This window comes from Pantoea phytostimulans (assembly GCF_046118715.1).
GTDB classification, from domain to species: Bacteria; Pseudomonadota; Gammaproteobacteria; order Enterobacterales; family Enterobacteriaceae; genus Pantoea; species Pantoea phytostimulans.
The window spans coordinates 1498012-1519799 of the sequence record NZ_CP173698.1; the positions used below are offsets into that span (position 1 = coordinate 1498012).

Below are 21788 nucleotides of genomic sequence, written 5' to 3' on the forward strand. Positions count from 1 at the left end.
CCCCTTTTCTGACTGGAGCATGACATGACACCCGAATCGGTAATGGTGATGGGGCAAGAAGCGATGCGCGTTGCGCTGATGCTGGCTGCACCGCTGCTGCTGGCTGCGCTGGTCAGCGGTTTATTTATCAGCCTGCTGCAAGCCGCAACCCAGATTAACGAACAGACACTGTCGTTTATTCCAAAAATTCTTGCGGTCGCTGCTACTGGCATTATTGCGGGCCCGTGGATGCTGAACCTGGTGCTGGATTACATTCGCACCGTCTTTACCAATCTGCCTTACATCATCGGCTGATGATTACTCTCGACAGTAGCCAACTTGTTCACTGGGTGAGTCAGTTTTACTGGCCGCTGGTGCGTTTGCTGGCGCTGTTTGCAACCGCCCCCCTTCTCAGTGAACGTTCCATTAGTAATCGGGTCAAAATTGGTCTGGCCGTGATGATCACCTGGTTATTGATGCCCATGCTGCCGCCTGTTGAGGTCACGCTGTTTTCTCCCGCAGGTTTCTGGATTCTGATCCAACAAATTCTGATTGGTGCCGCGCTGGGTTTCACCATGCAGTTTGCTTTTGCAGCAGTACGAACAGCGGGTGAAGTGATTGGTTTGCAGATGGGATTGTCGTTCGCGACCTTTTTTGATCCGGGCAGTCGCCTGAACATGCCGGTGCTTGCGCGTTTTCTCGACATGCTGGCGATGTTATTGTTCCTGACCTTCAATGGTCACCTGTGGCTAATCTCGTTATTGGCGGACAGTTTTCATACACTGCCCATCAGCGGAACCACGATAAATGCCAACGCCTTTATGGCATTGGTAAAATCGGCGGGCTTAATTTTCCTTAATGGCATGATGTTAGCGTTACCCTTAATCGTTTTGCTCCTCATGCTAAACTTGGTACTAGGTTTGTTAAACCGCGTTTCACCACAGTTATCAATCTTCGCAATTGGCTTCCCGATTACCTTAACAGTGGGTATTCTCACTATTAGCCTGTTAATGCCACTACTTGCCCCGTTCTGCGAGCATTTATTCAGTGAAGTATTTGATTTACTCGCACTGTTTCTCACCGAACTATCCCGTCCCTAAACATTAAGTATCTAACTACTGCCCCTCTGCGATACTTAAGTAATTTGATACCATCAGTGCATTTTCTGAACCAATTTTCTCAGAAATCAACTAAGGAAATTCTGATAAATGTGCCGTCAGTCTGAAAATAATTCTTATTAAACCCTGCTTCGCGTATTTTAGTTAGGCGGTTCACAGAAAGCATAACTCTGTGGAATTGTTGATAAATCCGGCAATACGTTGAAATTGCACAAAAAAAATCTTTCGATAATTTTTCTTGTCAGGAAATGTTTTTTCCGGCATTGTCAACACGCGCTGATACGTCACACTTTCGTGAAGTAAATGTTTTTAAGATTTGTCCTATCAGATAACTCCGGATTTTCGGCGATAGTGACAACGCTCCCAAAACAGGATTTACCCGTACTTCGGTACTCCCCAGCAATTCCCACTATTGCTGGAGAGATGGGTGACGTCACAGCAGCACGTAAAAAAATATTTTGCAGAACGGGTCAGGGAAGAAGACTTTTACAGGCGTTTGCCTGTTGCCACACTGCATGAGCAGAATAAAAAAGTGTCTTAGAAATCTCTCTCGTACCGCAACGCGTAATTCATCGTTGATTTAAACGGATAACAAATTGGTGAGGGTCGCTAACATGCCAACGATTATTATGGATTCCTGCAACTACACACGCCTGGGATTATCAGATTATATGTCCTCTAAAGGTGTTAAGAGGAAAAATATTACTTCAGCCTCTGACATTGAACAATTACAGCAACGTTGTGAACAATTACAACCTGGTGTCGTTTTTATTAATGAAGATTGCTTCATTCATGAACCTGATTCCAGCGAACGCATTCGCAGTATTATTATGCAGCACCCTGAAACACTGTTTTTTATATTTATGGCCATCAGTAATATCCATTTTGAGGAATACCTCTACGTTCGTAAGAACCTGATTATTACGTCAAAATCGATAAAGACATCCACACTGGATTCCTTACTGAGTACTTATTTGCAGAAGAAACTCAATCAATCTCCGCGTATTTCCTCTGGGTTGGACATTCATCCATTAACGCTGAGCCAGACTGAGTCGAATATGTTGAAAATGTGGATGTCAGGCCATGACACCATTCAAATTTCCGACAAGATGCAAATTAAAGCTAAAACAGTTTCATCACACAAAGGTAATATTAAGCGCAAGATCAAAACCCACAACAAACAAGTAATTTATCATGTGGTGCGATTGACCGATAATGTCACCTCGGGTATTTATGTCAATGTGAGATAATAACCCTACTGAAAGAACCGACCTTTTAAGGTCGGTTTTTTTTTGCCCCTTCTTTGCTTTAAAGTGGGAGCCAGATCTCACTTAATCTCCTAATCCTTTTCTCTGAATTGCCGATGTTAGCTTCATAACAACAATCTCAAGAGAGCAAGGATATGAACACAGCACAGGTTATTGATGGGCAATACAAGCCGAGCATCTGGCAAAATCTTCGACTCGTTCCCCTGTTTAGTATGATTTTCGGCGGCATTCTGCTGCTGTTCGCACTCTGTATTGGACTCGCCAGCTACTTTCTTATTCAAAGCAATCAGTCACTTCAAAATGCCACTGAAGAAATCCAGGTGCGCATGGGTATTTCTAATAGTTCAAACCATCTGCGTACCGCTCGTTTAACCATTATCCAGGCTGGTGCTGCCGCACGTATCGGTGAAATGGATGTGTTTCGCGCTAACGTTGCCGCTACTGAGAAACGCATCCAGCAGGCGAAAGATGGCTTCAAAGTTTACATAAACCGCAAAGTAAAATCGGCAGCCGATATGGACCTGGATGTCGCGTTAACCACGCGCTTCAATGAGTACGTTGATAAAGGCCTGGTGCCGATGATCAATGCCGGTAAGCAAGGCAGCTTTGAAGGCATTATCGCGCAGGAAACTGACGTTACACAAAAGCTGGATGCCGCCTATAACGACGTCCTGTTGAAGGCGATCAAAATTCGTACCGACCGCGCGCAGTCGATTAACGTGGAAGCGGAGCACCAATCGCGTATTGGCTTTATTGCCATGGCCGTTGCGTTTGCTGCCGCGCTGATATTAGTGCTGCTGACCTTTGTATTTTTGCGTCGTGTGATCATTAATCCACTGCGCCAGTCAGTTTCACGCATTGAACGCATCGCCCAAGGTGATTTAACCGCCCCTTCCCTGCCGCATGGCCGCAGTGAGATTGGATCGCTGATCCATAATTTGCAGCTTATGCAGCAATCCCTGGTGAAGACCGTTGGCACTGTTCGTGAAGGCGCAGTAGCCATTTACCAAGGCTCCAGCGAAATTTCAGCCGGTAACACCGATCTCTCTTCTCGTACCGAGCAGCAGGCTGCAGCACTGGAACAAACCGCTGCCAGCATGGAGCAGTTGACCGCCACGGTGAAACAGAATGCCGAGAACGCGCATCACGCCAGCCAGTTGGCCGCGGATGCGTCCGGTAAAGCACGCAGCGGCGGTAATTTGGTCAGTGGCGTCGTGAAGACCATGACTAACATTTCAGGCAGCTCGAAGAAGATTGCTGAGATTACCAATGTCATTAACAGCATTGCGTTCCAGACCAATATCCTGGCGCTAAATGCTGCGGTAGAAGCGGCACGCGCCGGTGAGCAAGGCCGTGGTTTTGCCGTGGTTGCCAGCGAAGTACGTAATCTGGCTCAGCGCAGTGCACAAGCAGCGAAAGAGATTGAAACCCTGATTGCCGAATCAGTGACATTGATTAATGACGGCTCTCATCAGGTCGGTGAAGCCGGTTCCACGATGAGTGAAATTGTCGAAGCGGTGCGCCGCGTGACAGACATTATGGCGGAGATCGCTGCGGCATCGGATGAACAGAGCCGAGGTATTCAGCAGGTGAGTCTTGCTGTAACTGAAATGGATAATGTGACGCAGCAAAATGCTTCACTGGTGGAAGAGGCTTCTGCCGCCGCCTCCTCGCTGGAGGATCAGGCAGGTAAATTGACGCAGGCGGTTTCCGCTTTCCGTTTGCATGACTCGCCAGCGCAGGCGCTCGCAACGCGCGCGCCCTCACCCGCACAAAAATCACCTGTGCTCGCATCCCGCCCGGCATTAGCCTCGGGAAATGACAACTGGGAAACCTTCTGATTACTGTTGTCGTTAGCAGGTTGAAGCCATAAAAAAGGTGCGTCATGGCGCACCTTTTCTCTTTGCAAACGCGGTTATCAGGCCGATTCATAAGGTTCAACGAAGATTCCGTCAGCCTGTTCAGTTTCATTAAAAAACCATATCCCCAGCGGATAATCTTCTAATGCCACCAGGAACATGGTGCCTTCGTTAAACGGCTCCACGGCCAAAATGGTTCCAACCCTGCGCGGGCCGCCATCCGTTTTTACCGTGACACGGTCATTCACCTTCATTCTCATTTCTCCTGATTATTTCCTGAGTCACAGTTTAAACGAACAATGGCTTCCATGTAGCGTTTAGCGGCGAGCAATCACCCAGACGGCGTGAATGATACCGGGTATGTAGCCACACAGCGTTAACAGGATGTTTAGCCAAAATGCTCCGCCAAAACCGACCTGCATAAAGACGCCCAGCGGGGGTAACAAAATAGCAATAATGATGCGGATAATATCCATGGTCGCTCCTTGAGGTGTTGATTAAAAACAGCTTTGTCGTTAAATATAGCCGTTTCTCCTGCTTTTAAGCAAAAAAGCAGGTAAAGATGAGTAAGATTAGGAAATTTCACTTCCTTAACGTTTCACGACAAGATTTCTAACGCGAAAACCTTTTACACTTCTTAGCACTGCACCAACCCCTATAGGCGCAGTCAACCTAAAAGTAACAAGGATTTTTGCCCGCGCAGCGCGGGCTTTTTTTTGCCTGTCATTCCACATTCCGCTTTCCCCGCCGCCGTCTATACTCAAATATCATCTCGCCTTCAGGAGGCAGATTATGGCAACGGCAAAAGAGTCTAGCGATGACGCACAGCGGGCTTTGAATGTGGACGTGGATGCGCTATTAGAAGCAATCCAGGTGAAAACATCGGGCGATGTTCGCGATTATATGGATTTTGATCCATCCCATCGTGGAATAAAGCTGGATAGCAGGCATTTTGAGGCTTACACCGAAATCGCTGAAGCGTTTGAACTTGATATTCACGACTGCACCAGCAGTGAAATGAATCGTTGAAATCGTTTCCAAAAAAATACCCGGCGGGATGGCCGGGTAAAAAATTCAATTCGTTACACCAGGGAATTCTTAACACCTCTGCAGACTACGCCTCTCCTGACTTAAGACAAGTCTTAACCCTGCACAAACCTGCCACACAAACCGCTATTTTGATGTCACTGTTACCGAAAACACCTTGCGTACCAAGCGCTAGAGCGCGCAAGAAACGTGCAACATACCCGTAAACGCCGTTACGTTTTAAGATTATTCCTGGATATTCATAAGGTGAGTGTTCGGCGAAAGTGCAACTAAGATTCAACTATAATATTGAAAAATCGTTGCTTTATACCCTGAATAATTTGCGTTGCAGCGAGGCGGCAAACGAATGACACAGTAGGCGAAATCGGTTTGACCTGCATTTCGCTGACGCACAAACGTGTCGAGTAATGTAGATAACGCACCTGCAGCGTGAAGAATGACGGGGCGTTGAATGTGATGAAAGGAGCCTTACGATGCCTACGCTTCAACAACCATTAATGATTGTGACCGATCTAGACGGTTCCCTGCTCGACCATCACAGCTATAGCTGGGATCCCGCTGAGGAATGGCTTGAGCAGTTGCAACAACACCAAATTCCTTTGGTGATCTGCTCCAGTAAAACCGCGGCGGAAATTCTGCCGTTGCAAAAGAAACTCGGTATTACGGGCGCACCGTTCATTGCTGAAAACGGTGCGCTGATCCAACTCGATCCTTCAGAACGGATCCGCCTGCCCGCTGACAGCGCAGACTATGAAACGCTGTGCCACCGTTTATCGCTGCTACAAAGTCGTTATCGCTTCACTGGATTTCACAATTTTACCGATCGGGAAGTCTCGGCGATGACAGGACTCAGCGAGGCTGACGCCGCACTATCGCGCCAGCGCGACGCGTCAGAGGTGCTGGTCTGGCGTGACAGCGAAGAAGCTTTTGCTTCCTTTCACAGCGAACTCACGCAACACAATCTGACATTAACGCAGGGCGGTCGCTTTTGGCACGTGATGCCGGCGGGCAGCGGGAAAGGTGAAGCGCTACGCTGGTTACTTAGCCAGCAGTCAGGTGAACCTCGGGTCACTATTGGGTTGGGTGATGGCCCAAACGATGCACCCATGCTGGATGCCGTCGACTACGCGGTGGTGATCAAAGGCTACAGTAAAACGCCGGTGCGCCTGACACGACAAGATCTCAAACATATCTATCACACCGCGCACTATGGCCCCGAAGGCTGGTGCGAAGGTCTGGACTATTTTCTTACTTAGCCTCAATTTGCGGCAGCCGCTGCATACCATAAGGATAATGCGATGAGTGATTTTTATCAGAATGGCGTCGTCACTAACTTCCATAACCTCACCCACCGCAGCGTGGAGTCGCTTGAAAAAGAGATGGTACGCTTTGCCCGTAAGCGCAAAATGGGCTTAATTCTGCCGTCACTGTTTTCTGAGCTGGAAGGCCCGGCACTGAGCAATATTGTTGATGAACTAGCCCAGGTACCTTATCTCAATGAGATCGTCATCGGTCTTGATCGCGCTGACCGCGAGCAGTTTTTACATGCCCGGGAATTCTTCTCGCGTTTGCCACAGCGCCATCGAATTTTATGGAACGATGGCCCGCGTTTGAAAGCGATAGATGCAGAATTAGACAAAGAGGGCTTGTCGCCCAGCCAGCCCGGCAAAGGCCGCAACGTCTGGTTTTGTACTGGCTATACGCTGGCTTCTGACCGCACCAGCTGTGTGGCGCTCCATGACTGCGATATCGTCACCTATGAACGCGGCATGCTGGCGCGCCTGCTTTATCCGCTGGCGAACCCGTCGTTCCAGTATGAGTTTTGCAAAGGTTTCTATGCGCGCGTGGCAGATGGCAAACTAAATGGTCGTGTTGGGCGTTTACTGGTTGGCCCACTGCTGCGTTCGCTGCAAAAAGTGTACGGCCATTCTGACTATCTCGATTACCTTTCCAGTTTTCGTTACCCATTATCGGGTGAGTTTGCCATGCGTACACACGTGCTGAACGGCATAAAAATTCCGGGTGACTGGGGTCTGGAAATTGGCGTGCTGTCGGAAATATTTCGTAATTACACCACGCGACAAACGTGTCAGGTCGAAATAGCCGACAACTACGATCACAAACACCAGCCGCTGGCGGAAGAAGATGGCACGGGCGGACTGAAACGAATGAGCAGCGATATCGTACAGTCGCTGCTACGTAAACTCGCCACCATGGGGGTGCCGCTTACCAGTGATTCTTTCCGCGTGCTGAAAGCCACCTATTACCGTAACGCACTCGATATGATGGAAATCTACAATCACGAAGCGACGATGAATGGTCTGAAGTTTGAACAGCATGTAGAAGAAGCGGCCGTTGAGATGTTTACACAGTCGATTCTTGAAGCGGGACAGGCCTTCATAGAACGCCCTAATGACAAGCCGTTTATTCCAAGCTGGAGTCGTGTGCAGTCTGCATTCCCTGACATCCTACAGCGTATTTATCAGGCCGTGGAAGAGGATAACGAAGGTAACGTGTGATGGGGCTAGAGGGTGAAGTCTAAAACGGGATGAGATTGTTAAGGCTAAGACACCCGCCGCAGGGAAGCGGCGGATAAAAAACGCATCAACTTGCCAACTGTTGTGACGGTGTTGAATGACTCAGCTCATCAGAACGGAAAGCTTCTCTTCTCACCGCGTAGCCGTCATACCAACGACACTCGACCATACCGCTGGCATAACCGGTGACAACCATCGTTTGCCCGCCTTCCTTATGCTGAACTTCTTCACTGATTGCAAAAACCATGTTGCGCCCTCCGTTTGACTTTTTAATGAACAGTTTTCTTTATAGCAGGCGAAAAGGGTTCTTGCCTGTTAAGGCACACATAAAAATGGCGAATTCAGAATTAAGCAGATGGATATGTTGAAAATAAAAAAAGCGGATAACATTTGTTATCCGCTTTTAAAGAAACTCTTTAACAAGAATTAGATTTTGCAGCCTTCGCAATCTGCTTCATCGCCGAGATCGTCAGGCACTTCGTTGGCCTTCTTCTCTGCTTTCGCTTCAGCCTGCTCAAGCTGTGCATCAATATCAAATTCAAACATGTCATCGCTCATTTTTTTGCTCCCGTTACGCAATTTCAGCGCGCTTTATACCGATTTCCCACGCATTTTTGCAATCAGATTTACGCCTAACAGCACGATCGACCCAATGATAAAACCGAGTACCAGATTGGCACCGTTGCTTAATAAGCTTGAAATCAGTCCGCCAAATCCAGCAGTGGCTTCTTCAATAAAATGATGCAGCGGCGTGATGCCATGCACCACAATGCCGCCGCCCACTAAAAACATGGCGATAGTGCCAACGACCGATAAAATCTTCATTAACCAGGGCGCGGTCGCCAGCAAAAAGCTGCCAATTCCCTGCGCCATGCGCGAAGGCTTTTCTCGCAGCCAGAAACCTAAATCATCGATTTTCACGATAGCCGCGACGATGCCATACACCCCAACAGTAACGAGAATGGCGATGCCGGCCAGGATGATGACCTGATTCATTAAGGGTGCTTCGGAGACAATGCCCAACGTGATAGCGACAATTTCCGCAGACAAAATAAAATCCGTGCGTATCGCCCCTTTTATTTTCTTTTTTTCGAACGCTTGCGGATCCTGCTTGGTCAGTTTGTCCAAACGCTCCTGTCGCGCTTCCGGTGACTTTTGCTGTTTATCATGTTGCAAACTGTGCATAACCTTTTCTACGCCTTCGTAGCAAAGGTAGGCACCGCCAATCATCAAAAGTGGCGTAATCAGCCAAGGGGCAAACGCTGAGATCACCAGCGCCAGCGGCACTAAAATCAACTTATTAAGAAATGATCCTTTGGCAACGCCCCACACAACCGGCAGCTCACGATTGGCTTTAACTCCCGTCACTTGCTGAGCGTTAAGCGATAAATCATCACCTAAAACGCCTGCCGTTTTTTTGGCCGCCACTTTTCCCATGACGGAAATATCATCCAGAAGTGTTGCAATATCATCTAATAAAGTCAGTAAACTCGTTCCTGCCAAAATGCGATCCTTATGCCGGTTCTATTCCGGTTCGTTATGCTGACAACATGGGCAGCGCTCAATTTCGGCAACTGACATCTCGGCGATGCCCTCACAATCCCATTCCACACGCACCGCTTCTCCCGCTTTCGTCTGTGCATGCAGATACTTACTTACTGGACTCTCAGTTAACCCTGTCACTTCCTCCGTGGCGATAAGCGTATCGCCCACATAAATTCGCGCTGTCGCTTTGGTGTTTACCATGCGCTCATCACGGATCTGATAAAGGCGTTTAACGGTCAGTTTAATGCTGCTCATTACAGGATCCTTCACGGAGAAAGCGGAGATCTAACCAATTATGTTGCTGATTGGCAAGGCTGCAAGTTCAGGGGGCGCGGTAATGGTGAATTCCCTGATGATCAATCTCAGCGTTCTCCTTCATCACCAGCAGCCACTCTTCCAGCCTTTCCTGCAAATCTTCATCGCTGAGACGCAGCTTTCCGCGCAGTGCACATTCCCAGATAATCAGAACCTTCCAGCCATTTTCCTGCAGTTGCTTAACATAGCGCTGGTCACGCTCTACGTTGCTGTTGATCTTACCGATCCAGAATTCGGTGCGGGTGGCCGGAATTTTAAACAGATAGCAATGATGACGATGCCAAAAACAGCCATGGACGAAGATGATCGCCTGCTGCTCCAGCAGAACGAAATCGGGACGTCCCGGTAAGTTTTTGTCCTGTACGCGGTAAGTAAACCCCCGATCTTTGAGTAAGAGCGCAATGCGCTGCTCAATCGCGGTGTCCTGCTGGCGGATAGCCCGCATGTTTTTGCTGCGTATCTCGCTAGAGTGAACGTCGGCCATGGCGTCTCCTTTTTGACTGGTCTTTCAACTTTAGCCTGAGCCACGAAAATCGACAGTGTTAGCGTCAATCCGGCGACGCTATTAATAAGCCACTGACAAGGGTTCTCAACCTGACAATGCTGCCATGCTGCACAATCTCCTGTCTGTAAATCCTTTTTTGGCCCTATTTTCGGTCCAACGATGCATAAAAGAGTGCTGCGAATAATCTGTAAAGCGTAAATCTTCCGCTTCGCTTATCGACACAATTCAATCCGTTACCGCTGATTAAAAATAAGACTACATATTTTACTCCGGTTAACGGCGGCACGCACATAAATATTATTTTTCAAGTACTTATACTAATAAAGACTTTAACGCTTCTTGACCATTTATTAAGGAAAGCACCATGACGAATAAATCAGATGACGTCACCGTTAGCGCTGATAACAGTAACTCGCTCACCGTTTTAGATAAAAGCGGTAAAGGCATTGATTTCGGCAAAATTATAGTGGAGTTGGCGAGCCTAAATAGCAGTAATGGGGCGGGCATTACGCAATTAAAAAACATCGCTGAGTTACGCAGCACCGAGCCGACTCAGCCGGGAGAACTTGCCTCAGTATTGGAATACAACACCGACACAAACAGGGGCGGTGGCCTTTTTGTTTACGATGCTGCAGATAAAACCACTGCAGAAGATTTTGGCCTGAACATCGTCACGCCGGAAAAAGCGCGCTGGAAGCGAGTCGTTCTGGATTATAACAACGTGACGGTTATCGATTTTGGTGCCGTCCCAGACGGTAAAGTCGATTGTCTTGAAGCGGTAACGCGTATGTTTGACTGGTCGCAGAAAAATAATCCTGCAACCGGCATTCGTTTTACCGCTGGCGTATTTTTGCTGTCGAAGTTTGATATTTCCTCAAAAGAGATTGCCCGATTTAAAATCTCTGGCGCACCGGTTAACTTTGGCTTTTTTGCCTCAACAACGCTGCTTTCCGATCAGAAAAATAACGAAGTGATGTTCTCAGTAAAAGCGCGCTATGTGGAGATATCGGGCTTCGTTGTTAAAGGCCAAAGCAAGGGTGACGGCAGTACGGTTGCCAATACCAAAGGCTTCTTTAAAAACATTATTCCCGGTGGCCAGTTTTTACGTTTGAGCTGCGTAGAATTCCGCTACCTCGGCGGACGTGCACTGGATATTATCGATACCCTTGACTGCAAATTCGATCAATTTTATGGCCGCTATTGTCAAAATGCCATTGTCTATGCACGCTGGTCAGGTCAAGCGCAAGGCGTATGGGATCATTCAACGGCGATTGAACTGGCCAACTTTAATATCCAGCACAACACCTTGTTCCCTGCTTTAGATATTCCGCGCTGTACGCAATCCATTATTCGTAACGGCTGGATCGAACACACAGAATTTCCCGGCGATCTCTCGAACGGTCAGTGGATCATTGAGACCTTCAATCTGGAGGATTGTGCCAACCCGTTAAAACTCGCTTACGCCCGTATTATCATGACGCAGAAAAATCTACAAAGCGGAAGTAAAGTCGATTTCACACCGGAGGGCGAGCGCTGGCTGTCGGAATATGAAGAGGGCAACGTGGAGATGGCGAACTGGGGGATGATCCTGAATGGTTCGCTAAATTATGACTACGTTACCTCTCAACATCGCATGGATAACCGCACTAATAAGGACGTCTGGTTTTATTTGGGCGAGGTCGCTTTTCCCACCGAATCTAATCAGCTCAATATTAAAATTGTGGGCTCCGGTGGATATAGTACCGTCGGGGAAACACAAAATGATTATTCGCAGAGAACCGCGCAGGGCGCAGCATATATTGCGATTCAGGCCACCAGCGGCGGACCTTACGCCACCTGGCACGGCGAAGGCTCTTCCCCGGTTATTCAGGTACACATTGAAGGTGGAAGCTCAGCCTGCAAAATCTATGTGAAGATCGGCCAATATACCGGCCAAAGCATCGCGTTATTAGAGACCAACGGCGTGGATCGTTATCAAGCCGGCGTGCATTTTCTGTTCCGCAAAAGCTTCACGAAATGTGAGCCGGAAAAAAGTGCTGAGTTGGATGCCACGCCAGTGGTCTGCTTTGAGCAACACTGGACCGGCAATAAAAGCGTCGGCTTTGGCTATAACAATAACAAAGAGCTGATTATTCACGGCACCAGTGGCAAAGTGGCTGAGTTTGATGAAGCGACCAGCTGCCTTAAAGTACGCATCAACGGGCAGATTTTTGGTATCGAAATGAGAAAGTTAAAAGCCTGATCTCACTGGCGGGCACGTCCCGCCAATTTCTTCGGCGCGTAAGGAGTGTTAGCATAGGCGCTTCACTGTTAAGGATAAACGCATGCACGCCGCCGCGACCGCTGAACCACGTCTCTCCCCCGCTTCGCCATCTGATGAAATGACCCTGTTAACCCACGTGCTGGCGATCTATTCGGTACGCGATATTGTCATGCGCCTGCATGATGCGGGTTATCAGGACTGGACACCTCAACTGCTTAATCGCATTCGTCAGGGCAAAACGGCGCTGCCAACGCTCTCTGCGCAGGAAGTATTATTACTGCAAAATCTGCTGCCCACGCGTCCGGCTCATTATGATGCGCCAGAGTTCCGTTTCGTCGATTTGTTTGCCGGCATTGGCGGCATTCGTCGTGGATTTGAGGCGATTGGCGGCAAATGTGTTTTCACCAGCGAATGGAATAAAGAAGCGGTTCGTACTTACAAAGCCAATCATTACAGCGATCCGCAAGAGCACACCTTTAACAGCGATATTCGTCAGGTTACGCAACCTGCCGATGTGTCAGGTGATGAAGCGGTTTATCAGCATATCGACGCGACAATCCCCGATCATCAGGTTCTACTGGCGGGTTTTCCTTGTCAGCCTTTTTCACTGGCAGGCGTCAGCAAAAAAAATGCGTTGGGTCGCGCGCATGGCTTTGAGTGTCAGGTTCAGGGCACGCTTTTTTTCGATGTAGCGCGCATTCTGGCTGCTAAAAAACCGCCGTTTTTCGTACTGGAAAACGTCAAGAACCTGAAAAGTCATGATAAAGGCCGCACTTTCGCCATCATTATGGAGACGCTGAATGAGCTGGGTTACGACGTAGCCGATGCAGACGCCAATGCGCCTGATGCCAAAATCATTGATGCGCGTCACTTCCTGCCACAGCATCGTGAACGTATCGTTCTGGTGGGTATTCGTCGTGATATTGCCGGCAGCCGCGCCTTTACGTTGCGTGATATTCGCCAGCATTTTCCAGCTGAAGTACCCAGCCTGCAAAGCCTGCTGGAGAGCGAACCAGAAGAGAAATATACCCTTTCTCCACATCTCTGGCGTTATCTCTATAACTACGCAAAAAAGCATAAAGCCAAAGGCAACGGTTTTGGTTTTGGCCTCAACGACCCGCGTAATATTCACTGCTGCGTGCGAACGCTGTCGGCGCGCTATTACAAGGATGGATCTGAAATTCTTATTGATCGCGGCTGGGATAGCGTGGTCGGGGAAGCGGATTTTCAAAATGTTGCGAACATGGCACGTCGTCCGCGTCGTTTGTCGCCACGTGAATGCGCACGCCTGATGGGTTTTGACGTACCTGGCAGCGAACCCTTCCGTATTCCCGTCTCTGATACCCAGGCTTACAAGCAGTTTGGCAACTCGGTAGTGGTTCCGGTTTTTGCCGCCGTCGCCCAGTTGCTGTTACCGCATATCCGCAGTCTAAAACGCTAAACGCGTCTCTCCCTTTTCGCGGGTGTGCTCGCAGCTTGATGAAGGACAAAAAAAACCCGTCAATTGACGGGTTTTTCATTATGGTTTTTTCACTTCTTCTTCTTGGTCTGCTTTTTCAACAGTGTACGAAGTTGTTTGACCTCCGCTGATGTCAGCGGGCTGGGAACATCTTCAACAAGATCCTGATTATCCACCGCAGGATGTTGCTGAGTTTGCAGGCTGGTCTGAAGTCGCTGAACAATCTCTTGGCTCATTGAGATTTCGTTTTCAAGCGCCAGCTGTTTGAGGTGTTCTTTTAGCGCAGGATCGATTTTTATCGTTAAATTAACAGTTTCGGTCATCGTGGTACTCCTTATTGTTCTGGCTATCACGCTACCGGATGACCGTTTCGATTAACAGACTGTCACAAAAATTTAATATTAAGCGCGCAAAGGCGTGAAATCGCGTAATACGGACTCATCCATGCTGACTAAATTGCCCTGTAATTCCGCACACAGCTTTGCCATGTAGCGCACCAGGAAATCGGCGTTATGCTCCGCCATTGCCCTACCCGTCGCGGTGTGCATAGTCTCCGGCAGGCGCAGCAGTTTTTTCTGGAAGTGATCAAGCGTCCAGTGCACATCATTTAGCTCACGCTCTTTTCCCAGCGGATCCTCGCTGTCAAACAACGGACGGTTAAGGGCACCGGCGGTATAAAACACGCGCGCCAGCCCAATAGCCCCTAATGATTCCAGTCGGTCAGCATCCTGCACAATTTTTGCTTCAAGTGTCTCCGGCATAATGGCCGCGCTAAAGCTGTGCGCTTTTACCGCGTGTGCCACGGCATCGATCAACTCAGCAGGAAAATCGATAAATTCCTGCTGTAAAATCCGCTGCGTTTCGCTCGCTGCATAGGTGGAAGCCAGATGCCGCTCAGGATGGTTTTTAGCCAGATTCACCACATCATGGAAATAACAGGCGGTCAATACCACCAGCGGATTAGCTTCGCTGTCCGCCATGATCCGTTGCGCACTCATCCATACGCGGCGTAAATGCGCAATATCGTGAGCCTTATCGTCATGAACCCAATTGAGTTGAAACCAGCTTTCAAAGCGGGATTGCCAAAGAGTGAGTGACATAATCCATCTCCCTGTAGTGTTTTATGCGCGACCCCGGAAAAAAGAGGCGTCGCGAACGGCAGGCCATCATAACGACTGGCTAATGACACTTTTTTTACAGTGCTGTGGAAAAGAGCGGCGCTGCCGGAGATTTCAGGCAGGAAAGTGGGATCTCGATCATTTATATAGCATTTCTCGCCGTTAATAACCGCAAATCATCCTCTTTTAAGCATTTCCTTAAGTGATTGTAGTTAAATGAATCAGTTTAAGATCGGTAATGGTTTACAACATTAATGCTTTTTTCTGCCAAATTCAGGCTGGCGCTCGTCGCTGCGCGCTATCACGGAAACAGGCTATTCGGACAGGTTAACAAATCTGAAAAGGTTCCCATTTTTGCCGTTATAACGTACTGTATCTGGGCAATTAGCCGCCTAACACAAATTATTCTGGCGGGTTTGGTTCGAATTTTGCATTTTGCTCTTTTTTAAGACCAAAATACGCAGCAGCCGCCTGATAATAAGGCGACAAATTATTAAGCAAAATGATATATACGCTCTATGCTAGAGCGCATTCAGCGAAAAATGCTTACCGCAGTAACCGGGTTCTACTAATAAAAAGAGGTACTCAATGAAAGAACGGCCGATTCTTTTTTCCGAGCAGCGTGTTCGAGCCTTGCTGGTTGGTCAGCAGACGCAAACCCGGCGCATTATGAAAACGCAGGCGTTCGGTCCAGGACAAGATAACCATGAAGGTGTACACGCCTTTGATGTCAGTGCAAACCATTTGCATGGTTACAAAATGATGGCGATGACAGACATCAGCTATCAATGCCCTTATGGCAAACCGGGTGATATTTTATGGGTGCGAGAAACCTGGCGTGGGCCGATTGTGCCTGAAAGCGCCCTGGCGGAGTATGAGCGCGATCCTACGCCGTTCCGCCTGCCCGAATTTTGCCAGTATCGTGCCGACAGCAATGAATTAGGCCATCATTCGATGAACGACACTGAAGGCGAGCAGTTTGGCTGGCAAACCGCCATCCACATGCCGCGTTGGGCGAGCCGCATCAATCTGCAGATCACGGGCGTACGTGCCGAAAAGATCCAGGATATTAGTGAAGATGACATCATGGCGGAAGGGGTGCAGACCGATTCCCACTTCCTCAATAACTTCTTCACCATGAATATGAATTCAGAATCGCCCAAAGAAGCCTACCGTAAAGCGTGGCAAAAGCAGTATGGCGCCACCAGTTGGGAAGTGAATCCGTGGGTGTGGGTGGTGGAATTTCAACGCGTTGAAAGAGACTAATTCATCGCGCTTTGCGGGTTGAATCACAGACATTTTGAGTCCGACCCGTTTGAATAGGTGCCTTGTCCCTGTCACCAAACAAACCTTGCCAGCATGATGTTTCGATGCTGGCATTTTTATGTCTGGCGCGTCAGGATAGCGTGGTCATCTGATTCTGAGCGAGTGCTGTGATGTTTACCTGGCCCTGGAAAACGCATGTTGATACGGCTTTGGCCGAGCTGCCGTGGCAGCAAGGTTTGGCGCAACCGATCTTTACTCTTCTTACCGATGACGAACAGCGAGCGTTGGTGCTGTTAGCGCAGCGGTTTCTCTCTCAGAAAAAACTGGTTCTGCTGGATGGCGTGCAGCTCGACGCGTTACGCAGCGTGCGCATCGCCCTGCTGTTCTGTTTGCCCGTTTTGACGTTAGGCCTGGATTGGCTGGATGGTTTTCACGACGTGCTGATCTATCCCGAACCCTTTTCCGTGCATGACAACTGGCAGGATGAAGCGGGACTGGTACACAGTGCTCCTGCGGTGCATGCCGGACAAAGCTGGACGCAAGGTCCGGTGGTGTTGAACTGGCAGGATATTCAGGATTCGTTTGATCTCTCCGGCTACAACCTGGTGATTCACGAAGTCGCGCACAAACTGGATGCCCGTGGAAGCGGCTACACCAGCGGTATTCCGCTGATGCCGCTGCGCGAAGTCGCGCTGTGGGAAAGGGATTTACGTGCGGCAATGGAAGAGATCGAAAGCGAAGTTGAGCTGGTCGGCGAACAGGCGGCAAGTATCGATCCCTACGCCGCCAGCGATCCTGCTGAATGCTTTGCGGTGCTATCCGAATATTTCTTCACCGCACCCGATCTGTTAGCTGAACGTTTTCCAGCGATGTATCAGCACTTACGCCAGTTTTATCAACAAGATCCCTTAAGCCGCCTGACGGCAAATGCATCAGAATCTGCTTAAATCGCGATCGCTTTGTGCTAAAGCTAGCCAGTTGAATGATAATGTATTTTTTGCTGTTGACACCCTCAGACGTCGCCGTTAATATTCGCCTCGTTCCAACGATTCCTCTGTAGTTCAGTCGGTAGAACGGCGGACTGTTAATCCGTATGTCACTGGTTCGAGTCCAGTCAGAGGAGCCAAATTCGAAAAAACAGACATCCCCGGATGTCTGTTTTTTTTTGTGCCTAAAACAGCCTGATGAAAAGGTGCTGCCACAAAGCAGCCCTCTTACCGCAGCCGCTGCACACCTCTCCTGCTCTGCCTGATGCAACGTCTTAAACGTCCGTCCAGCCACGCAATACATTATGATAAAGGTTAAGCAGCGACAAAATCTCCTCTTCTTTACCAAAACGCGCTTTCAGGCTCAGAAAGAAACAGCGTGGTGGAGAGATCGGTTCGCATCCAGCCACTTTGACCATTGCTGCGCACCACGCCATCAACGTGAAAGCCGTAGGTTTCATTCTGCGCATAACGATTAAGCAGCGGTGTTGAAAGAGTACGTGGCAACGCAGCAGCAAAATGGACAAAAAAAGGCCCGCGGATCTAAGCGGGCCTTTACATGGTTAAGTAAGAGGTTAAGCAGCAACAGCGGCTATTTTTCATGATAGCGGTGAATGGAGGGATAATACTCCAGCCCATAAAGTTGGCTGATGGGGAACAGAAGCTCACTATCCAGGGTCGATTCACTGGCGTCTGCGTTGGTTGAGCGATCGGCTGCCAGCCAGGCCTCAAACCATGCTTTTAGGTGTTTCATTTTGTCGTCTCCTCAAGGGTTGATGGTTTGAGTTAACCGGTTTTCAACGCAGATCAGAACCACCAATTTCTGCGCTGCTTTACCAAAAATCAACTAAGCCGCGCCACTAAGATTTATCACTGCGGCTGTCGAGCGCATCGCGTAATCCGTCGCCAATGAAGTTGAAGCAGGTCACTGCAAGCGTGATGGCAATGCCAGGCACCAAAGCGAGCCACGGTGCACGCAGCAAATATTGCTGTGCCCCGTTGAGCATATTGCCCCAGCTTGGCAACGGCGGTTGAATGCCATAACCGAGAAAACTGATGTACGCCTCCAGCAGAATGGCGCGTGCCACCGTCAATGTGGCAGCGACGATAATCGGCCCCACGACATTGGGTAACAGCTCGCGAAACATAATCCATCGCCCAGATAAGCCAAGCATTCTGGCTGCTAGAATATATTCCCTTTCACGCAGCGAGCGGACTTCTGCCTCAACAATACGCGCCACCTCCATCCAGCTGGTTACGGCGATAATCACGGTGATCATCGCCGGGCTGGGTTTGATAAACGCAGCCAGCGCCAGCAGCAAAAAGACACTTGGGAAAGCGAGAAAAGCATCTACGATGCGCATTAACAGCGCACCCATCCGCCCGCCGTAATAGCCCGCCACAATGCCGACAACGGTGCCCAGCATAATGCTAAGTACCATGGCGAAAAAACCAACCAGCAGTGAAATACGTCCCGCCATTAATAAGCGAGCCAACACGTCACGGCCTAACGGATCGGTGCCCAACCAGTGATAACCGGTCATCGGTGGCGCAAAGCGCGCACGCAGATCAATAAACAGATCGTCAAACGGCAGCAGCAGCGGGCCGAAGGCGCAGGCCAGCGCCATGAGAATGATGATGATCAGGCTGGCACAAGCCAGGCGATGCTGTATAAAACGCTGCAGTGTCCGGTTGTGCCACCAGCGCACTCTGATCACCGACGGTGCTAATACTGAAGAAGCCATATATTCACCTCAGGTTGGACGAATGCGCGGATCGACCAGCGCGGTTATTACGTCAGCCAGTAAATTGCCCACTAACACCAACAAGGCTGAACACATCAGCAGCCCCATCACCACCGGATAATCGCTGTACCCCAAACTGTCCAGGAACAGCCGTCCCATGCCAGGCCAGGTGAATACCGTTTCTGCCACTAACGCGCCGCCCAGCACCGTAGGAAGCTGCATGCCCGCCAGCGTGATCATCGGTAAAAGCGCGTTACCGACCACATGCTTCATCAGCACCCGACGCGGCGGCACACCTTTGGCGCGAGCTGTTTTGACGAAGTCCTGATGAATCACTTCCAGCGTGGCGGTACGCATGTAGCGGCTCCAGATCGCCACATCCACGAAGGTCAGCACCAAAACCGGCAGGATCAAGTGACGCAACACATCCAGCACCGACCCATCGCCCACCGTATACATATTGCCAGCGGGCAACCATTGCAGCTTTAGCGAGAAGAAATAGATCGCCACCAGACCGAACCAGAAAGTGGGAATCGACAGCGCGATCATTGAGGAGAGTGTGGAAACCTGATCGAATAGGCTGTTGCGCTGGGTCGCGCTCTTGATTCCCGCCAAGGCACCGATGGTAATCGACAGCACCATTGAACTCACCATTAACAACAGCGTGGCAGGCAGATGCGAGAAGATAATGCGCAACACCGGTTCACCGTCGCGGTAAGAACGCCCCCAGTCGCCGCGCACCAGATGGCTTAACCAGTCAAAATATTGCACCGGCAAAGGACGATTGAGTCCCATCTGTTCAGCAATACGCTGCATCGCTTCCTGCGTCATGCCCGGCGTTAAGGCAAATTGCGAGAGTGGGCCACCCGGTGCCAAATTCAGTGCCGTAAAGCCAATGATCGAAACCAAAAACAGCAGAATGAGGCTCTGCCCCACGCGTCTCAACAGAAAAGCTGCCATACGCATTCTCCTCAGAGCGATGTACCACTGGTTTGCGCCGCCCTTAAGCCTCTTAAGCGGAAAAAGAGGCTTAAGGTGAAGCAAAACGCGTTAACCCATTAGGCTTTCCAGCCCCAGCTGTTCACGTTCCAACTGTCGATACGCACGTTGATATTTGGCGTAATGTTCTCTGCGCCCTGCTTGTAGCCGCGCACGTTAGCGAAGGTAAACAGCGTTAACACCGGCAGATCCTTACGCACCAGCGCCTGGATTTTCAGGTAAGTTGCCTTACGTTTTTCTGGCGAAAACTCTGCTGCACCCTGAACCAGCAAGGTATCCACTTCTGGATTTTTATACTGGAACACGTTCTGCCCTGCACCGCCCTGCGCGGGAATGGACGTTGAATGCATGTAATTAGCGGTATCGGGATCGGAACCGGTGAGATAGTTCAGTCCGACAATCGCACTGTCATATTTTGACAGCATCCAGAAATCGCCCCACATCACTGCCGGTGGCAGGTTAGCAATTTTCATCTCCACGCCAATTTCCTGAAAACTTTGCTGGATAAATTGCTGCATCTGTTCGCGCAGATGATTGCCCGCGGTGGTGGAATTACTGAACGACAGCCGTACGCCATTCTTTTCGCGAATACCCCCCGCGCCCGGTTTCCAGCCCGCATCATCGAGCAGCTTTTTGGCTTTATCGAGATTGTATTCATGCTTCGGCAGGTCGGGATTGAAATAAAATGACTGCATCGGCATATAGGTTTCGGTCGGCTTCGGCAAACCGTAATAGAGCGCGTCGATAATCGTCTGTTTGTCGATGGCGTAATACAGCGCCTCGCGCACGGCAAGCTCCTGAAACTGCGGCTTGCCAAGGTTGAACGCAAAGTTCTCAATGGTGGCGCTTTGAAACACATCCACCACTTTATTGGGCAGCTTCTTCGCTTCGTCATAGTGATCGGCGGTGATCCACTGCAAGCCCACCACATCGATATCACCGGAGGCGAACTGGGTATACATCACATTGAGATCGGGGATGTATTTATAGATCAGCCGTTCCAGCATCGGGCCATCGAGGAAATAGCTTTTGTTTGCCACCAGCTCAATGTGATCGCCCGGCACGCGCTGCTGCCACTTAAAAGGGCCGGTACCAATGGGTGCCGTGTTAAAAGGGGCGGTGTTTTTATCGGCTACGCCGTCGAAAGCATGCTTAGGCACAATAAAAGTTGCGGCCAGAATAGAGGTATAAGGCGAGTACGGTTTCTCCATCCGCCAGGTAATTTCGGTTGGCGACACCACCTTAATGTCGCGCACCAGTTCATGCCCGGTACGCGTCCAACTGCGGAAGTTGGCATCTACCAGCAGCTCCAACGTGAATTTCACGTCCTCCGCGGTGAAAGGTTTACCGTCGTGCCATTTCACGTTATCCCGCAGTTTGAGATGGAAATTCAGGCCATCCGCGCTAATACCACCGTTTTCCAGCGTCGGCACTTCTGTCGCCAGTTTAGGAAACAAATTGCCTTTGTCATCTACACCAATCAGCTGATCGAACAGGCTAAAATGCAGGCCATCATCCACCTCAATATGCGGCATTAAAGGGTTAAACACTGTCGGCTCCTGCGAAAAGCCCACGACCATTTGCCCACCCTTACCTGCGCCGGGCATCGCCGCACGTGCCATGTTACCGCCAAACAGCGAAGGCATCGCCAGCGCCGCCGTACCCGATGCCAGATAAATCAATGCCTGCCGACGCGAAATAGGGGGCAGGTGATCCGCAAACTTATCGCTCATCTTTTTTCCTCAGGTCAGGGAACGCAACGTCGGGCAGTCTCGCCCG

The 21788-nt window shown here is 49.7% G+C and carries 25 protein-coding genes, 1 tRNA gene and 1 pseudogene; 12 read left to right on the forward strand and 15 right to left on the reverse strand.

Annotation, left to right across the window (positions count from 1 at the left end):
* Positions 1–24 precede the first annotated feature (24 nt).
* The 4 genes from fliQ to ACF2G4_RS07105 all read left to right on the forward strand — a co-directional run bounded on the left by fliQ (position 25) and on the right by ACF2G4_RS07105 (position 4206).
* Positions 25–294: a flagellar biosynthesis protein FliQ gene (gene fliQ, locus ACF2G4_RS07090; protein ID WP_215846533.1), complete on the forward strand. Its 270-nt coding sequence runs from the start codon at positions 25–27 to the stop codon at positions 292–294.
* Positions 294–1079, forward strand: coding sequence for a flagellar biosynthetic protein FliR (fliR, locus tag ACF2G4_RS07095; RefSeq protein ID WP_243077679.1), 786 nt, complete (start codon positions 294–296; stop codon positions 1077–1079). The genes fliQ and fliR overlap by 1 nt, the downstream gene beginning before the upstream one ends.
* 632 nt (positions 1080–1711) lie before the next feature.
* A complete protein-coding gene (gene rcsA / locus ACF2G4_RS07100; protein WP_215846532.1) occupies positions 1712–2347 on the forward strand; it encodes a transcriptional regulator RcsA in 636 nt (211 codons plus the stop codon).
* 152 nt (positions 2348–2499) lie between these two features.
* Positions 2500–4206, forward strand: a complete 1707-nt coding sequence (locus ACF2G4_RS07105) for a methyl-accepting chemotaxis protein (protein WP_409075754.1) — start codon at positions 2500–2502, stop codon at positions 4204–4206.
* Between the two features lie 77 nt (positions 4207–4283).
* On the opposite strand, the gene dsrB is transcribed toward ACF2G4_RS07105, so the two are convergent.
* Positions 4284–4478: a protein DsrB gene (gene dsrB / locus ACF2G4_RS07110; protein WP_215846530.1), complete on the reverse strand. Its 195-nt coding sequence runs from the start codon at positions 4476–4478 to the stop codon at positions 4284–4286.
* Positions 4479–4541: 63 nt separating this feature from the next.
* Complete coding sequence (locus ACF2G4_RS07115) at positions 4542–4700, reverse strand: YqaE/Pmp3 family membrane protein (protein WP_215846529.1); 159 nt, start codon at positions 4698–4700, stop codon at positions 4542–4544.
* 316 nt (positions 4701–5016) lie between these two features.
* Between ACF2G4_RS07115 and ACF2G4_RS07120 the strand changes: the two genes are divergently transcribed.
* The 3 genes from ACF2G4_RS07120 to ACF2G4_RS07130 all read left to right on the forward strand — a co-directional run bounded on the left by ACF2G4_RS07120 (position 5017) and on the right by ACF2G4_RS07130 (position 7790).
* Positions 5017–5253 carry a DUF2525 domain-containing protein gene (locus tag ACF2G4_RS07120; protein ID WP_215846528.1) on the forward strand — a complete coding sequence of 79 codons (237 nt, stop codon included), beginning with the start codon at positions 5017–5019 and terminating at the stop codon, positions 5251–5253.
* A 491-nt stretch (positions 5254–5744) separates the two neighbouring features.
* Entirely contained in the window at positions 5745–6527 is a 783-nt protein-coding gene (locus ACF2G4_RS07125; RefSeq protein ID WP_243077678.1) for a mannosyl-3-phosphoglycerate phosphatase-related protein, read from the forward strand.
* A 42-nt stretch (positions 6528–6569) separates the two neighbouring features.
* Positions 6570–7790: a glycosyl transferase gene (locus tag ACF2G4_RS07130; protein ID WP_215846526.1), complete on the forward strand. Its 1221-nt coding sequence runs from the start codon at positions 6570–6572 to the stop codon at positions 7788–7790.
* Positions 7791–7875: 85 nt separating this feature from the next.
* Here the strand turns inward: ACF2G4_RS07130 and ACF2G4_RS07135 are convergent, their stop codons facing one another.
* From ACF2G4_RS07135 to ACF2G4_RS07155, 5 genes are all read right to left on the reverse strand, one after another.
* Positions 7876–8055, reverse strand: coding sequence for a YodC family protein (locus tag ACF2G4_RS07135; protein WP_215846525.1), 180 nt, complete (start codon positions 8053–8055; stop codon positions 7876–7878).
* 179 nt (positions 8056–8234) lie between these two features.
* Positions 8235–8366, reverse strand: coding sequence for a hypothetical protein (locus tag ACF2G4_RS07140; protein ID WP_256449269.1), 132 nt, complete (start codon positions 8364–8366; stop codon positions 8235–8237).
* Positions 8367–8399: 33 nt separating this feature from the next.
* A complete protein-coding gene (locus ACF2G4_RS07145) occupies positions 8400–9311 on the reverse strand; it encodes a DUF808 domain-containing protein (RefSeq protein WP_243077677.1) in 912 nt (303 codons plus the stop codon).
* 21 nt (positions 9312–9332) lie between these two features.
* On the reverse strand, positions 9333–9608 hold the full coding sequence (locus tag ACF2G4_RS07150; RefSeq protein WP_215846524.1) for a hypothetical protein: 276 nt from the start codon (positions 9606–9608) through the stop codon (positions 9333–9335).
* Between the two features lie 67 nt (positions 9609–9675).
* Positions 9676–10152: a very short patch repair endonuclease gene (locus ACF2G4_RS07155; RefSeq protein WP_243077676.1), complete on the reverse strand. Its 477-nt coding sequence runs from the start codon at positions 10150–10152 to the stop codon at positions 9676–9678.
* Positions 10153–10537: 385 nt separating this feature from the next.
* Between ACF2G4_RS07155 and ACF2G4_RS07160 the strand changes: the two genes are divergently transcribed.
* Together ACF2G4_RS07160 and dcm are read left to right on the forward strand one after the other, a co-directional pair.
* Entirely contained in the window at positions 10538–12415 is a 1878-nt protein-coding gene (locus ACF2G4_RS07160) for a hypothetical protein (RefSeq protein ID WP_409075755.1), read from the forward strand.
* Between the two features lie 82 nt (positions 12416–12497).
* Positions 12498–13877, forward strand: a complete 1380-nt coding sequence (gene dcm, locus ACF2G4_RS07165) for a DNA (cytosine-5-)-methyltransferase (protein WP_409075756.1) — start codon at positions 12498–12500, stop codon at positions 13875–13877.
* Between the two features lie 89 nt (positions 13878–13966).
* On the opposite strand, the gene ACF2G4_RS07170 is transcribed toward dcm, so the two are convergent.
* The gene (locus tag ACF2G4_RS07170; RefSeq protein ID WP_243077674.1) at positions 13967–14218 is read right to left on the reverse strand and encodes a hypothetical protein; all 252 of its coding nucleotides are present in this window, start codon (positions 14216–14218) and stop codon (positions 13967–13969) included.
* A 78-nt stretch (positions 14219–14296) separates the two neighbouring features.
* Positions 14297–14995: a phosphohydrolase gene (locus tag ACF2G4_RS07175; RefSeq protein ID WP_215846520.1), complete on the reverse strand. Its 699-nt coding sequence runs from the start codon at positions 14993–14995 to the stop codon at positions 14297–14299.
* A gap of 606 nt (positions 14996–15601) precedes the next feature.
* Between ACF2G4_RS07175 and ACF2G4_RS07180 the strand changes: the two genes are divergently transcribed.
* From ACF2G4_RS07180 to ACF2G4_RS07190, 3 genes are all read left to right on the forward strand, one after another.
* Positions 15602–16279, forward strand: coding sequence for a hypothetical protein (locus ACF2G4_RS07180; RefSeq protein ID WP_409075757.1), 678 nt, complete (start codon positions 15602–15604; stop codon positions 16277–16279).
* Between the two features lie 170 nt (positions 16280–16449).
* Complete coding sequence (gene mtfA, locus ACF2G4_RS07185; RefSeq protein ID WP_409075758.1) at positions 16450–17226, forward strand: DgsA anti-repressor MtfA; 777 nt, start codon at positions 16450–16452, stop codon at positions 17224–17226.
* A 103-nt stretch (positions 17227–17329) separates the two neighbouring features.
* Positions 17330–17405, forward strand: a tRNA-Asn gene (locus ACF2G4_RS07190).
* Positions 17406–17540: 135 nt separating this feature from the next.
* Here ACF2G4_RS07190 and ACF2G4_RS07195 read toward each other — a convergent pair.
* From ACF2G4_RS07195 to ACF2G4_RS07220, 6 genes and pseudogenes are all read right to left on the reverse strand, one after another.
* Positions 17541–17684: a hypothetical protein gene (locus tag ACF2G4_RS07195; protein WP_409075959.1), complete on the reverse strand. Its 144-nt coding sequence runs from the start codon at positions 17682–17684 to the stop codon at positions 17541–17543.
* Positions 17620–17784, reverse strand: a pseudogene (locus ACF2G4_RS07200) (PKHD-type hydroxylase); the annotation flags it as partial. The gene ACF2G4_RS07195 and the pseudogene ACF2G4_RS07200, both read right to left, overlap by 65 nt.
* A gap of 73 nt (positions 17785–17857) precedes the next feature.
* Complete coding sequence (locus tag ACF2G4_RS07205) at positions 17858–18019, reverse strand: hypothetical protein (RefSeq protein ID WP_215846517.1); 162 nt, start codon at positions 18017–18019, stop codon at positions 17858–17860.
* A gap of 106 nt (positions 18020–18125) precedes the next feature.
* On the reverse strand, positions 18126–19010 hold the full coding sequence (locus ACF2G4_RS07210; protein ID WP_409075759.1) for an ABC transporter permease: 885 nt from the start codon (positions 19008–19010) through the stop codon (positions 18126–18128).
* A 9-nt stretch (positions 19011–19019) separates the two neighbouring features.
* Positions 19020–19970, reverse strand: coding sequence for an ABC transporter permease (locus ACF2G4_RS07215; protein WP_409075760.1), 951 nt, complete (start codon positions 19968–19970; stop codon positions 19020–19022).
* A gap of 98 nt (positions 19971–20068) precedes the next feature.
* On the reverse strand, positions 20069–21742 hold the full coding sequence (locus ACF2G4_RS07220; RefSeq protein ID WP_409075761.1) for a peptide ABC transporter substrate-binding protein: 1674 nt from the start codon (positions 21740–21742) through the stop codon (positions 20069–20071).
* Positions 21743–21788 lie beyond the last annotated feature (46 nt).